Origin of the sequence: Anabaena sphaerica FACHB-251, from assembly GCF_014696825.1 — a bacterium.
In the GTDB taxonomy this organism is placed as follows: domain Bacteria; phylum Cyanobacteriota; class Cyanobacteriia; order Cyanobacteriales; family Nostocaceae; genus RDYJ01.
Genome location: NZ_JACJQU010000015.1, coordinates 118,660 through 132,715, shown reverse-complemented (window position 1 = coordinate 132,715; position 14,056 = coordinate 118,660). Strand labels below are relative to the sequence as shown.

The window sequence follows — 14,056 nt, the reverse complement described above, 5'->3', positions numbered from 1 at the left end:
GGAGCAGGGGAGCAGGGGAGCAGGGGAGCAGGGGAGCAGGGGAGCAGGGGAGCAGGGGAGCAGGGGAGCAGGGGAGCAGGGGAGCAGAGGAGCAGAGGAGCAGAGGAGCAGGGGAGAATAATTTTCTATCTATTCCCAATCCCCAATCCCCAATCCCCAATCCCCAATCCCCAATCCCCAATCCCCAGTCCCCAATCCCCTAAACTACAACCATTGGACGGCTACCAGCGGAGTGCCGGTCAATCACTTGGTCGATTAAGCCGTATTCTCTGGCTTCTTCTGGAGACATGAAAAAGTCGCGTTCAGTATCTTCAGCAATACGCTCTAGTGGCTGACCAGTGTGTTCGGCTAAATATCCATTCAGCTTGCGCTTGTGGTATAAAATTTCTCGTGCCTGAATTTCAATATCAGTTGCTTGTCCTTGAGCGCCGCCTAAAGGTTGGTGAATCATAATCCGTGAATGAGGTAGACTCATCCGCTTACCTTTAGCACCTGCACTCAATAGGAAAGCGCCCATACTCGCCGCTAGTCCGGTACATATGGTACAGACATCGGGGCGGATATTCTTCATGGTGTCAAAAATGCCCATCCCCGCCGTCACTGAACCACCAGGAGAATTGATGTACATATAAATGTCTTTCTCCGGGTCTTCAGAATCTAAAAACAGCAATTGGGCAACTATGAGGTTAGCAAGACTGCTATCTACCTGTTGTCCCAAAAAAATGATGCGCTCACGTAACAGCCGTGAGTAGATATCAAAGGCGCGTTCGCCTCGACCCGATTGTTCAATAACGATAGGAATCATTGAGCGTATTTGTATCTATTTGTAATTTATTCTATCGATGAGTCAGGCTGATTGTGTTGAGATAGGGAAATTAACCACAAATCTTGTTGGATTTGTTGTTTTCACTATGGCTAACACCACGCTACGCTATCAGGTTTTTCAGCCTATTTTCTAATAATCGGTTCTGTGCAAGTAGATTCGTTGGTGAAGTAAATCTAAAATTATATATCTCAAATCAAAATTTTTTTACAGGCACTTTTTGAGGCTGATAGAAGTCTAAGTAATTATGGCGATGTGAAAACAGGCTTAAATGCAAGGTTACAGCGATTTTTTGGTAAATGATCCACAAAAAAAACTTAAACCCCGTGTAAAGACTGAGTATGACAAGTTTCTACACTGTGGTCTAATTAGCCGAAAACTGCTGTAATCAACTGAAGTTTAAGTTATATTCTGACCCTACCTCACTGCGCCCTAACTATTGACATAATCCATTAGCTTGCCTTGATTTGGCAACTATAGGTTAGTCGAAATTCTTTTTCAGGTATTAGTAACTTTTTTCACAATTTTTAACTTTCTTCTGGTTAATATTCCGGACATATTTTCCAAATCAGGTAAATCGGGACTATGAGGTGTATTTAGATTAACCAATCTTACTTGAAATGCTATTGATCAAGAGAGAAGTGCTATGCTGGAAAGACTTATGCAAGCTGCCTTAATAACTTTTTTACTGCACCTAATCGCAGGACTAAACCCTAGTACTCAAATTCCTCCAAAATCCGGATCACCTGTATCGGAAATACCAACTCCTGTCCTGGGTTCAACGATTCGCTTGTTCAAGTAATGTTAGAAGGTGACAGGTAACAGGTGACAGTAAATAATGAATTAATTACCAATTACCAGTAGTCCCCAGGAAGCGAAGAAACTTGATATAGCCATGGACAGGGTGGTTAGAACATCAATTGATAATGAAACTCCCTCCCACTACAAAAGGGTTTTACTCTTGACTCCTGACTCCTGACTCCTGCTATAACTGATAAATCTTAAAAAGCTAAACTGGTCATAAAAGAGAAATTTTTTTGATTATGACTAATCGTCTTGCTGAAACAAAGAGCCTTTATCTCCGCAAACACGCCGAAAACCCGATTGATTGGTGGTCTTGGTGCGACGAAGCACTGGCAACTGCAAGGGTGCAAAATAAACCGATTTTTCTTTCTATTGGCTACTCTAGCTGCCACTGGTGTACTGTGATGGAAGGAGAGGCGTTTTCTGATTTGGCGATCGCCCAATATATGAACGCCAATTTTCTCCCCATCAAGGTAGACCGGGAAGAACGACCAGACCTGGATAGTATCTATATGCAGAGTTTACAGATCATGAGTGGTCAAGGGGGTTGGCCTCTCAATGTTTTTCTGTCTCCAGATGATTTGGTCCCGTTTTACGCTGGAACCTATTTTCCTGTTGATCCCCGCTATGGTCGTCCGGGATTTTTGCAGGTTTTACAAGCTTTACGCAATTATTACGATACGGAAAAGGAAGAGTTACGCCAACGGAAGGCGGTAATTGTTGAGGCTTTGCTGACATCTGCGGTATTACAAAACGGAGCTAGTCAGGAAGTTGAAGATCATCAATTATTGCAAAAAGGTTGGGAAATCTGCACTGGGATCATCAATCCTAAGCAGGATGGTAATAGTTTTCCCATGATCCCCTATTGTGAGTTGGCATTGCGGGGAACTCGGTTTAATTTTCCATCTCGGTATGATGGAAACCAAGTTTGTACTCGACGAGGATTAGATTTAGCTTTGGGTGGGATTTATGATCATGTCGCTGGTGGTTTTCATCGCTACACTGTTGACCCCACTTGGACTGTCCCCCATTTTGAAAAAATGCTTTACGATAATGGTCAGATTGTCGAATATCTGGCTGATTTGTGGAGTGCAGGAATTCAAGAACCAGCTTTTGAGAGGGCGGTGGCTGGAACTGTAAAATGGTTACAGCGAGAAATGACTGCACCTACGGGTTATTTTTATGCTGCTCAAGATGCTGATAGTTTTACTAACTCTACAGCAGCAGAACCGGAGGAAGGTGCTTTTTATGTCTGGAGTTACAGCGAATTACAACAACTGTTAACACCTGAAGAACTAACAGAATTACAACAGCAGTTTACTGTGACTGTTAATGGTAATTTTGAAGGTCAGAATGTTTTACAAAGACTGCATCCCGGTGAACTGAGTCAAACGCTAGAAGTTGCTTTGGGTAAGTTGTTTACTGCGCGTTATGGTGCGACAACGGAAAATTTAGCAACTTTTCCCCCAGCGCGAGATAATCAGGAAGCGAAAACGACTAACTGGCCAGGTCGCATTCCGGCGGTGACTGATACTAAGATGATTGTAGCCTGGAATAGCTTGATGATTTCCGGTTTAGCTAGGGCGGCTGAGGTTTTCCAACAACCAAGTTATCTGGAATTAGCAGCACAAGCAGCTAAGTTTATCTTAGATCATCAATTTGTAGATGGGCGTTTTCACCGACTTAATTATGAAGGTGAAGCGACGGTGTTAGCTCAATCTGAAGATTACGCTTTTTTTATTAAAGCATTGTTGGATTTACACCAAGCTGATCTGGAAAATTCTGATTGGTTGGAAAAAGCTGTTTCTCTCCAAGATGAGTTTAATGAATTCCTGTGGAGTGTGGAATTAGGTGGTTATTTTAACACATCTAGCGACAATAGTCAAGATTTAATTGTGCGGGAGCGTAGTTATATGGATAATGCTACACCTTCAGCCAATGGGATTGCGATCGCAAATTTAGTGAGATTATCCCTACTCACTGATAATTTACATTATCTGGATTTAGCGGAATCAGGATTAAAAGCTTTTAAAGGCGTAATGAGTGATTCTCCCCAAGCCTGTCCTAGTTTATTTACGGCTTTAGATTGGTATCGTAATTCTACATTGATTCGTAGTACCACTGTGCAGATAAAGCCATTAATGTCCAATTATCTACCAACTACTGCTTTTTCCAAGGTATCAGATTTACCGGAGGGAAGTGTGGGTTTAGTGTGTCAAGGGTTGAAATGTCTTCCTGCACCAGGGAGTTTGGAAGAGTTGTTGGAACAGGTTCAACGTAGTCAAAATAGAGGTTAGGTGACAGTAGAGATGGGGTGATGGGGTGATGGGGTGATGGGGTGAAAAATTTACCTCCTGACTCCTGATAACTGATCACCTTTTTCCTGTTTTCCAATCTTCACCACCAGGTAAGTAAGTGGGCGTTAAAAAATATAATATAAACCTAACCCCCCAGCCCCCTTCCCTACTAGGGAAGGGGGAGTCAAAGCTTCTCCCCTGGTAGGGGAGAGGTTTGGAGAGAGGTTTTATATTTAATTGTGCCAAGTTACTTAATTGAGTTAATGTTTCTGCAACAACAGCAGGTAATTCTTTAGGTGAATAGGAATAAGTTAAATTGAGGAATTTTAAAGCAGTTGTCATTAACTGTTTTCTATCTATTATTTCCGCTAGTTGGAATTGGTTATAAATCCCATTCATAACTTCCAAACTTGCATCAGGGATAGCATCTTCAATCACTTCTTCTTCAATAAAATTTTCCCACCCATCTTGATTGATGTAGTATGATTGTTTATTTTATTTAATATTGATCTTTTTAATTTCTCTGATGGAATTACGAATAGAAGCAGACCAAGAATTTGTTAAACGCTGTTCTATTTGATTTTTAATTAAATGAATGAGCAAAATCCTTACATAAGATTGGATATTGCCCAGGATAGCTTGTTTACTCATTCCTTCTAATTCGTCCACCATTGCTAAAGCATCTGCGTAACGTCCTTGTAAAATACTATTTCTGAGGTCTATTAATTCTTGAGTCATAGTTGTTAAACTCTACTCTATCTAGATGAGATAATTTTACGCTAAAAAGATGAAAAATAATATCCCTGAATTATTTGGAAAAATCAGGGATTATAAATATAATACGAAATATTAATCCTAACGCAACTGTGATAATAAAGTTCTCATTGGAGGAGTAGATAGGAATTTCTGAGCATCAGTAATCATACTTTGACCCCAAAGATTTTTTTTCATCCAGTGAAACTCTGCAAAGTTTTTGTCTAACTTTAATGCAGTTTCCGCTAAATAATAAGCCTGTTTTTGTTCTCCTTGACTATACAAAGCTACCGCTAAAGCTAAAGTGGCTTCAGCAGATTGATTGTTAATTTTTACGGCTTGTTGCCATTGTTGAATCGCTGCTTCCTTGTCTCCCTGTTCATATTTAATGAACCCTATATTATTGATAGCTGCTAAGTGGTTGACCTCTTTAGCAACTGCTTGATTATATTCAGACATAGCGTTTATACTGTTTCCTAGTGGATGATAGTTAATACATCTCCTGGAGTCAGCATCCGTAAAATATTGAGATTTTTTTTGTCAGTATCAGGATATCTAGGATTTAAGGATTTACAGGATGTAGTTGTTTGTAAGTGGAGGGTATGTTTTTTGTCAGTATCAGGATTGACAATATTAAAGGATTTATATCGCAATCCTAAATTATTCATAAACAGTTTCTGTTTCCTGTTAAGAGTTCCCTCCCTCTCCGAGTAAATATGGCTTGCGCCACGCTACGCTATCAGATAATTAAAAATTATCGGATTGATATGACTACTGTAAGCGCCATAGTTTTAGCAGGTGGTAAAAGTTCCAGGATGGGAAAAGATAAAGCCTTAATTCCTATTCAGGGAATACCCTTATTAGAAAAAGTTTGCAATGTCGCCAAGAGTTGCACTGATACCATATATATAGTCACACTCTGGCCAGACAGATATCAAAATTTGCAGTTACCTGGATGTGAATTTATCCAAGAAAACCTCAGTAACACACAAGGACCCCTAGTAGGTTTTACACAAGGACTGGAGAAAGTAAAAACAGAATGGGTGTTATTGTTAGCTTGTGACTTACCCAACTTGCGAGTTGAAGTGTTGCAAGATTGGGTGAATAGACTAGATAATGTAGAAACAGAAAATATTGCTTGTTTAGTAAAAAATACTCAAGGTTGGGAACCTCTTTGTGGTTTTTATCGCAGTCACTGTTTACCCCTATTATTAGATTTTCTCAACCAAGGGGGACGCTCTTTTCAAGAGTGGCTGAAATTATATCCAGTCGCACATTTACCATTATCAGAACCAGATATGCTATTTAACTGTAATACCCCAGAAGATTTACAGCAATTTATAGCTACTTAAGCCATAATAGGAATACAATCATTTTCTCGTAATCTCAAAGAACTCTGTATTCGTCTGCGTTGAAAAAATAATAAAAAAATAATTATGCGTTGGAAATCATCTGCAATAGCACTCATCTTAACTCTTTTCTTATTCTCCTGTACCACAACAACAAATCAAAAACCATCAGCAGAATCAGATATCATCACAGAACAAATATTACCAAAAAGTGCAGCTAAAAGAGTTGTTGCACTTTCGTCACTCTCTGCTGATATTATCTCTCATTTAGATCCAAATAAGTTAGTAGGAATTACTGGTAGTAGCTTATTTAAAAATGACTCTAGATTTAAAGATATTCCTCGTGTTAGCGAGGGGCAAAATGCACCAAATTTAGAAAAAATTGTTTCTTTGAAACCAGATTTAGTGATTGGTGCAGCAGGTTTTTCTGACGTACCTTTGCAAAAACTCAAGCAGTTAAAAATACCGACTTTATCCACAAAAATAAATAGCTGGAAATCTTTAGAAGAATTAACTAAAACACTAGCTAAAAAAATTGATGTAGACCCCCAACCGTTATTAACTAGTTACAAAAAACTTTTACCTGAACAGCAAAATCAAACTTCATCTACGTTAATTTTGGTAAGTCGTCAACCGATTCTAACACCAAATAAAAACAGTTGGGCTGGAGATTTAATGTCCAAGTTTGGAGCGAAAAATATCGCCGCTGAATTACAAGGTAATAGTCCCATTGGTGGATATGTGACACTTTCTGCTGAGAAAGTATTAGAAGCAAATCCAGAAGTTTTAATTGTCGTTAATGCTGAACCGAGGCTTTTAGATTCCTTGAAAAAAGAACCTTTTTGGCAGAAATTACGAGCCACTAAAAATAATCGAGTGTATGTTTTTGATTATTACGGATTAGTAAATCCTGGTAGTATAGATGCGATTGAAAAAACTTGTCAGGAGTTGAAGAAAATATTGTGAGTAAGTAATATATCCCCGACTTCTTCAAGAAGTTAGGCATCTGGGTTTAAGTAAGTCGGTGGGAAAAAACCGTAGACGCGTAGCGGCTTCTCGAAGAGTAGTATGTAACAAAAAGTAAATTCACCAAAACCCTCTTCCCCGTTCCCCGTTAAGAGTTCCCTTGTCATAACGACAATTTTTAACGCCCACTTACTTAGTAGGTCTAGTGCTATTTTTGAGGAATGGGGACATTTTTTTGTTTTTGACTTTTTCCACCCATGATACTGCGGAAATATAAACTACCGATGCTTAGTAAAAACACCAAATATCCTACTGCTTGCACTAAATAGAGTTTATCTGTGTAGCCAAATAAAGATTTAAGAATAATACCAGGAAACTTTTCATCAGGTAAGATTTTGGTAGTATTCCAAACAATTGGACCTAAGATGCAAGAGTGAACTTTAGTAAAGTGTTCGTAATAAAAACAAAGGTTTTCAGATGCGCGACTGCTAAGTGCCAAACTAGACATGGCAGTATCAAAATGTTGTAAAGCTGAAACTACCAAACCAGCCACAATTAAAATTAATAAAACGCCCATGAATTGGAAGAATTGGCGAATATTAATTTTCACACCCCATTTAAATAACAAAACACCCATTGTTGCTGCTACTGCTAAACCACCAAGTGCGCCTAAACTGGGTAATAAACCTTGTTGAAAATTTGCTGCTACAAATAAAACGGTTTCAAAACCTTCGCGCACTACAGCAACTAAAATTAAACTAAAAACCCCCCAACCAGCATTTGAGTTTTGTGTTAATGCTTGTGTAACTGCTCCTTCAACTTGCGCTTTCATAAATCTAGCTTGTTTAGTCATCCAAATCAGCATCCAACTCAGCATGACTATTGCTAACAAACTAAAAACACCTTCTAATATTGGTTCAACTACAGAGGTGTATTGAGGGTTAATAGATCCTAAAAATTTAATGACTCCAGTGAATAAAATACCGATTAAAGCACTAACAACAATACCAACAGCAACACCAGCATATACCCAAGGGTTCAGTCGAGATTGTTTGGCTTTTTTTAATAATGCTAGGACAATACCCACAACCAGGGCAGCTTCTACTCCTTCGCGGAGGGTAATAACAAAAGTAGGTAAAGCGGTACTAAAATTCATATTTATTAGTCATTAGTTATTAGTCATTGGTCATTAGTCCTTGAACTAGTGACCAATAACTTGGAAATATTAGCTGAAATCGCGCAACATTTTTTTCAGTTCGAGATTGTGCATCTCTTCTTGTCCAATCATGCCGCGGGCGAATTCTTCTAGATAGATGCTGGCATCAGTGACGGTTTCTAGAAGACTTTTGTACATATCTAGAGCTTTCTTTTCATGGGATAAACTTTCTTTCAAGATATCCTTGACTGTATGTTTGAAAGTTTCTTCCATTGGGGCGATTCTTAGAGTAGGATGTCCCTCTAAACCTGTGAGAATTTCTCCTACTTGTTGGGCATGAAGCAAAGATTCACTAGCTTGGGCTTTGAAAAAAGCTACAATTGGGATGCGGTTTGGCCCAGTCACCATCAAGGAATAATGGGTGTAGCGAACTACCCCAGCTAGTTCAAATTCCATGATGGCGTTGAGTATGTCAATTGTCTTTTGGTGGTCGAGTTCTTGCATCAGTTGTGTAAGATAAGCAGAATTACAAATGAAGAGTGATGAGTTATCAGTTATGAGTTAGAAGTTACACTCTTCTCATCTGTTGAAAAATTAAACTATCCTGACTCTTAACTCCTAACTATTTCTTCTCTTCTCACTCATTTTAAACCTGTTATTCTGTGTTTCCAAGGGTGTGAAAATACTAATTTTGTGCTTTAGTGTTAGTTTTTTCCAGCACTTTTTGGGTGTTTTCCTCTATGGTTTTCACTAACTTGGTAACATCATCAGGAGTTTTCACCGCTTGGATGGGTGGAATAGCAGCAGGCCAAACTTTCAGCAGTTCTGTTAAAGCTGTATCTATGGCTTTGTGTGCTTCTGGATTTGCTTGAGCCATTTGGCTAGAAATGGTTTTATATAGTTCATGGGAGTAGACTACAAAACCGCGAGAGTCTTGATATTCAATAGGTGCGGTAATTTTGCCTTTTGCCACTGCTGCGCCATATTCTGCGTTAGCTGCATCTAGCAACCCATTAATTACCTGTAACACAAATTCTTGTTTTGAGCGTTGTTCGGCTGGTAAGGCTGCGATCGCACCATCCACATTTGCCATCGAAGTGGTAAAATTAGTTTTAATTTTGGCATCTTTAGGATTAGATTTGACTAAGTCAGTCAAACTCACCAAATTCGTTTTAAATTCTTTGACTTTGCGTTCATTTAGTTGCTCTTCAACATCAACATAAATCTCTTCAACTGGATGTCCAATATGGGGTTCGGCTTGTTTCGGCTGATTTTGCTCTAGGAGTTCTTTGGCTACTAAAAGATGTCCTTTCATTAATCCCAATTTTGTCATGTAGTCAACATCTTTCGCTTCTCCTGAGAGTACCACTTCCTCAACAGTTACCATATCTTTAATTTCGTCAAACTGCTGCTGAGTAATGACTTTTTTGCTGACTAAATCTTCTGGAGACGCATAGGGACGACTAGCTTGAATTTTGTTAGATAACGCTGGAACACCGAGTTTAGCTTCAAATTTATCCAATTCGGACAAAATAGCACTATTGATATTAATTTTGGCTTTCCCACCGTGACCACTGTGGACGCTTGCTTCCTTAACTTGAGCAGTAGTGTTAGCTGCTGGTGTAGATGGAGTTTCTGCTGTGGGTGTGTTTTCTGAACAAGAACTCAGAAAAACTATAACACACGCTGCAATAGATAATAATATGTAACGAGATTTAATCATTTTTACTCCAGTATGGGGGATTAGGTGCAGGTTTTTGGCTGTATAGTCAAAAATTTATAAAAGTGATAAGTATTATGATTAGTAATCTATCTTGATTTAGCATAAATGCTAATCTTTATCAACTAATTGAATGGATTAGGAGTATAATTTAATCATTTTTTAACATACATTGGTTAAGTCCCAAACATTAACACTTATAATCTAAGTAATCTAAGTAAGTTGGCAGAAAAAAACCAAGGTATGTAACAAAATGTAAAATCTCTAAAAGTCTCTCCCCTCTTGCCTTTTGCCTTGCCACAACGATAATTTTCAACGCCTACCTACTTAATTCAGATACTCATTCCCAGGTGAACGCCTGGAATCTTCGTATCTTTTTGTGTACTTTCTGCGCCAATTAATAAATTCTAGTTGTTCTGTGACGTAACGTTGACAAAATCGACAATAAAACTGACGACGCGGTAAATTCAAGTAAACTTGTTTACCAAAAGTGGGTAAATCTCTAACTAAAATAGGTCTAACTTGATGTAATTCTGCTGTATATTTACGGCAATGAGGACAGTGAATTCCTGAGACAATAATGCTCAAATTAAAACTAACGGAACTGTGTGAATAATGCCAAAATTCTACTGTTACTCCTGGTAAGTTTAGTAAATTGCTTAAATTTTCTTCCATTTTTACGTTTTTCCTTATGGCTTAACACCCTGCTTTAAATTGCTACAAGTAAGCACAAGTGATAATTTGCTTCTACAAATGCAAATTATTCTCAAAATTGAGAGAAAAGAATATTGGCAACGATACTCAAAAGTTAGGTCAGGTTTGCTTGACGGGAGTTTTAGTATCTTTTTCAGCTATGACTTCAAACTGTCCCATACATCCGTTTTCAGCCACAGCATCCTGATGCGGATGAAACATATACTTACCCGGATAACGAAACGCAAATTCCAAAATGTGCCTTTCTGCAACACCCATAGTTAAAACATCCGTTTTTTCACTGGGAGTCATAGTCATCCCAGAACGATAAACATCAAAAAAATTGGCGTGGAGGTGAAACGTTACAGCTGGGTCAAATTCAATAATATTTAGAACATATAACCGAATTAATTGATTTTGATAAATCTGGATAGGATGGTGCATATAGTGATGCGGCACACCATTAAATGCGTAATATTCATTCCGGTTATCATCATTCACATCATACCCAGACATTACCAGTACAATTTCATCAGCAGGGGGACGGGGTTTAGGAGGATCAATAATAAACATTCCATACAAACCCTTAGCAATGTGACGGGTAACTGGTTGAATATGGCAGTGATACAAGTGAACGCCATAGGGTTCAGCATCAAATTCATATATAGTTGCTTTACCGTTACTAATTGGACGCACCCCATCCATATCTGAAGGATGAACCCCATGAAAATGCAAAGAATGGGAATGTCCAGCTTTATTGAGAAATAATACTCGTACCCGTTCCCCTGCTTTTGCCCGTAACGTTGGACCAGGGATACGACCATTTAAATCCCAAATATTGTATGAGACAGCACTGTTAAGCTGAATTGTGGAAGTACCAGCAGTTAACTGAAATTCTCGAATAGTGCGGCCATTTTCTTGCTTGAGTGTTCCATAATCGAAATTGCGTAGCATCTGCATGGGGTTGACACCATTGTTAGTAGATGCGTCCATTTCCATTGATGGAATTCTAACCTTGGCATGGTTTTTTACATTCATCATCTGCCAAAGTGCAGCTGCACCAATCGTACCACCAGCGGCTATCCCCAGTTTTAGCAATTGACGGCGATTCCAAAATTTCTCTTTACCCAGAGTAAAGTTGTCAGACATGAGATTCATTAGGGTAAGCGCATAAAGGAAATTGCAAATAATTTGCAATTATCTCTGTGTATAATATAGGAATTAAGAATCATTGTCAATAATTATCGAAACCATAAAAAAGCTTGTAGTAAGGGTAAGGGTTTTAGCCCTTTAAAAACTTGCTAGAGAGCGATAAATCCCTTTCTACGAGACGCTATGCGAACACTACGAAGAAAAATTTATCTGATATGTAAATACGCGGATTCACTTATATAATACAATTTATACTCTATTATCCAATATAAAGTCTATCCGCTATCTTTTTTGCAATTAAGTGGCAAAATATCTTTTAATTTGATAGATTACCTAAACTAATTATGGGAGGTCCAAAATGACTGCTTTTTCTCCTAGTTCAGTATTGCAAAAGACCGCAGGTATTACTCTATCTAAGCCTGTTCAGGTAACGCTGTATATGATGTTATCGTCTTTAGTCATCTGGACTGTCTTTTTCTCCAACTATCCTCCGGCTCATAATACAGCACACTCAGCGCGTCACCATACATTAGGTGTTGCTTGTCACTAAAGGATCATAGTTACAAGATGGTTTTGAAAAGGGCGTGAATTTTGCGCCAATTTTGTTGCTTGTCAAATCCAAATTTTAAGTTTTGTAGAGATGTCAAAAAAGCATCTCTACATTCCTTAAAAATAAATGCAAATCATATCATAAGTTATGGGAAGAAAATCTGATGAAAAAATATCGCCTGTTTGGATTTATTAGTGCTGTTTTTATTGCTCTATCAATTATTTATTCTTTTGTGGGCGTTGCCCAAATTCCTAAATCTCAAGTATTACTTTCAACTAACCCACCATTATTACAAATTCTTCCTTTTGAAGCAGGAACGCAAAAACAACAATCTCCTGTAAATTTCACATTCCAAGCTGTTGATGCTGCGGGTAAATCCTTAGAAAATTCCTTAATTAATTTAGAAATTCTCACACCACCCCGTAATCCTTGGTTAACAACAGATTTTCCTATTGTTGAAGGTACAAAGCTGTTAGAAATTGAAGCTGCTGCACCGGATGGTAAGTTGGAAATTCAGCAGATTTTACCGATTCGGGGTAATTATCAATTAAAAGTGAATGTGTCACCTTTAGTTAAGAATGCTTTTGCTCCTTATCAAGCAAGTTTAAATTTAAATGTGCGAGAAAATCCCATTAAATATAAATATTTGGCTGTGGTTGCGGCTATTTTATTTTCAGTGGGTTTGTTAGGTGGTTGGGTGATTGGTGGACAAGAGGAACTGAGAGAAGGGGAAATTGCACCTCAGTCTGTACGTTTGTTATTAAGTGCATTAACGACTGTGGCGATTGTCACTTTATTATTTATTAACATAACTGCGGAAGTTGCAGAAGCTCATGGTAGTGAACATGAACACAAAACAGAAAATATTGCCCCATCAGTGCAGAAAAATCAAGGATTGGAAGTTAAGGTTTTAGGGGACAAAAACGCCACTGTAGGGAAAGTTGCTAATTTAGCGGTTGAGGTGCAGGATAGCAATACAGGAGAAGCAATTAAAGATGTGGTTTTAAATGTGAAAACTATTGCTTTAGAAAATGATTTAACAGTATTTACTTATCAAGGATTTCCGAATCAAGAAGGGAAGTTAATATGGCAAGAACAATTTTTTGATGGCGCTCCTCATAAAGTTGAAATAGAAGCTACTCCTGTCAAAGATTCTCCGCGTCAATTTTTACCTGTAAAGGTAGGGAAATTAGTAGAAGTTGAGGGGATAGCACCACCAATATCCACAAGGTTGATTAGTTTATTTTATTTTACAGCAATTGTTGGCATTGGGATGACAATTGGATTGTTAATACAGCAACGTAGACAACCACCAGTTAGGGGAAATTAGTAAGATTAAAAGTTACTTTTTCGTCCCAGGGTGTGCATTGTCCACCTCATACCGATTTTTGATGAAGATGCGCTTTTTTTCAGAAATAAAATCAGCGCACAAGTCAAAATGGTGGTAGACATTCTGGTTATTTACATATCTCTTGCGGGGTGAGTCAGACTGCATAAATCCTGTCACTAAACGATTTTTCACATCTGACGCACCTTACTAATATGCCAGTTGCGTCAGTCCTGAAAATGACAAAATTATTTCAAAAACCGTCACTAAAGATAGACCCCTTAATACATATTTTCAATAAATAATGGAAGGTTGAGCTACAGCAGATGATATTGAAAACATAATTCATGCTTAATTAATTAATTCTAAAGATTCAGATTCCCAACTTTTTAAATAAGTCAGGAAGCTGATTTTTTACAGAACTTTACAAATATTTATATTTTCACAAATAAATACAAGTTTGAAT

The 14,056-nt window shown here is 38.1% G+C and carries 13 protein-coding genes and 1 pseudogene; 5 read left to right on the top strand and 9 right to left on the bottom strand.

Translation table 11 applies throughout. The features are described 5' to 3' along the window. Nucleotides 1–199 precede the first annotated feature (199 nt). Nucleotides 200–805, bottom strand: coding sequence for an ATP-dependent Clp endopeptidase proteolytic subunit ClpP (gene clpP / locus H6G06_RS20565; RefSeq protein WP_190563489.1), 606 nt, complete (start codon nt 803–805; stop codon nt 200–202). A 1,061-nt stretch (nt 806–1,866) separates the two neighbouring features. Here clpP and H6G06_RS20560 point away from each other — a divergent pair. Continuing rightward, on the top strand, nt 1,867–3,924 hold the full coding sequence (locus H6G06_RS20560; protein WP_190563487.1) for a thioredoxin domain-containing protein: 2,058 nt from the start codon (nt 1,867–1,869) through the stop codon (nt 3,922–3,924). Between the two features lie 252 nt (nt 3,925–4,176). On the opposite strand, the pseudogene H6G06_RS20555 reads toward H6G06_RS20560, so the two are convergent. From H6G06_RS20555 to H6G06_RS20545, 3 genes and pseudogenes are all read right to left on the bottom strand, one after another. After that, nucleotides 4,177–4,662 (bottom strand): annotated as a pseudogene (locus tag H6G06_RS20555) (DUF29 family protein); the annotation flags it as partial. Nucleotides 4,663–4,779: 117 nt separating this feature from the next. Beyond that, the gene (locus H6G06_RS20550) at nt 4,780–5,136 is read right to left on the bottom strand and encodes a tetratricopeptide repeat protein (RefSeq protein ID WP_190563485.1); all 357 of its coding nucleotides are present in this window, start codon (nt 5,134–5,136) and stop codon (nt 4,780–4,782) included. Between the two features lie 17 nt (nt 5,137–5,153). Continuing rightward, nucleotides 5,154–5,345, bottom strand: a complete 192-nt coding sequence (locus tag H6G06_RS20545; protein WP_190563483.1) for a hypothetical protein — start codon at nt 5,343–5,345, stop codon at nt 5,154–5,156. Between the two features lie 99 nt (nt 5,346–5,444). Here H6G06_RS20545 and H6G06_RS20540 point away from each other — a divergent pair, with 99 nt between their 5' ends. After that, nucleotides 5,445–6,029: a molybdenum cofactor guanylyltransferase gene (locus H6G06_RS20540; protein ID WP_190563481.1), complete on the top strand. Its 585-nt coding sequence runs from the start codon at nt 5,445–5,447 to the stop codon at nt 6,027–6,029. Between the two features lie 84 nt (nt 6,030–6,113). Continuing rightward, nucleotides 6,114–6,992, top strand: a complete 879-nt coding sequence (locus H6G06_RS20535; RefSeq protein ID WP_190563479.1) for an ABC transporter substrate-binding protein — start codon at nt 6,114–6,116, stop codon at nt 6,990–6,992. A 208-nt stretch (nt 6,993–7,200) separates the two neighbouring features. Here the strand turns inward: H6G06_RS20535 and H6G06_RS20530 are convergent, their stop codons facing one another. The 5 genes from H6G06_RS20530 to H6G06_RS20510 form a co-directional block, all read right to left on the bottom strand. Continuing rightward, nucleotides 7,201–8,148: an FTR1 family iron permease gene (locus tag H6G06_RS20530; RefSeq protein ID WP_190563477.1), complete on the bottom strand. Its 948-nt coding sequence runs from the start codon at nt 8,146–8,148 to the stop codon at nt 7,201–7,203. A 69-nt stretch (nt 8,149–8,217) separates the two neighbouring features. Then, on the bottom strand, nt 8,218–8,652 hold the full coding sequence (locus tag H6G06_RS20525) for a ferritin-like domain-containing protein (RefSeq protein WP_190563475.1): 435 nt from the start codon (nt 8,650–8,652) through the stop codon (nt 8,218–8,220). 181 nt (nt 8,653–8,833) lie between these two features. Beyond that, nucleotides 8,834–9,871 (bottom strand): ComEA family DNA-binding protein, encoded by a 1,038-nt coding sequence (locus tag H6G06_RS20520; protein WP_190563473.1) that lies wholly within the window; start codon nt 9,869–9,871, stop codon nt 8,834–8,836. A gap of 324 nt (nt 9,872–10,195) precedes the next feature. Further along, nucleotides 10,196–10,543: a transposase family protein gene (locus H6G06_RS20515; protein ID WP_242039791.1), complete on the bottom strand. Its 348-nt coding sequence runs from the start codon at nt 10,541–10,543 to the stop codon at nt 10,196–10,198. Between the two features lie 138 nt (nt 10,544–10,681). Further along, nucleotides 10,682–11,710 carry a multicopper oxidase domain-containing protein gene (locus H6G06_RS20510; RefSeq protein WP_190563471.1) on the bottom strand — a complete coding sequence of 343 codons (1,029 nt, stop codon included), beginning with the start codon at nt 11,708–11,710 and terminating at the stop codon, nt 10,682–10,684. A 361-nt stretch (nt 11,711–12,071) separates the two neighbouring features. On the opposite strand from H6G06_RS20510, the gene H6G06_RS27880 reads away from it, so the two are divergent. Together H6G06_RS27880 and H6G06_RS20500 are read left to right on the top strand one after the other, a co-directional pair. Continuing rightward, nucleotides 12,072–12,263, top strand: coding sequence for a CbtB domain-containing protein (locus H6G06_RS27880; RefSeq protein WP_190563469.1), 192 nt, complete (start codon nt 12,072–12,074; stop codon nt 12,261–12,263). A gap of 163 nt (nt 12,264–12,426) precedes the next feature. Continuing rightward, nucleotides 12,427–13,593, top strand: coding sequence for a hypothetical protein (locus H6G06_RS20500; RefSeq protein ID WP_190563467.1), 1,167 nt, complete (start codon nt 12,427–12,429; stop codon nt 13,591–13,593). Nucleotides 13,594–14,056 lie beyond the last annotated feature (463 nt).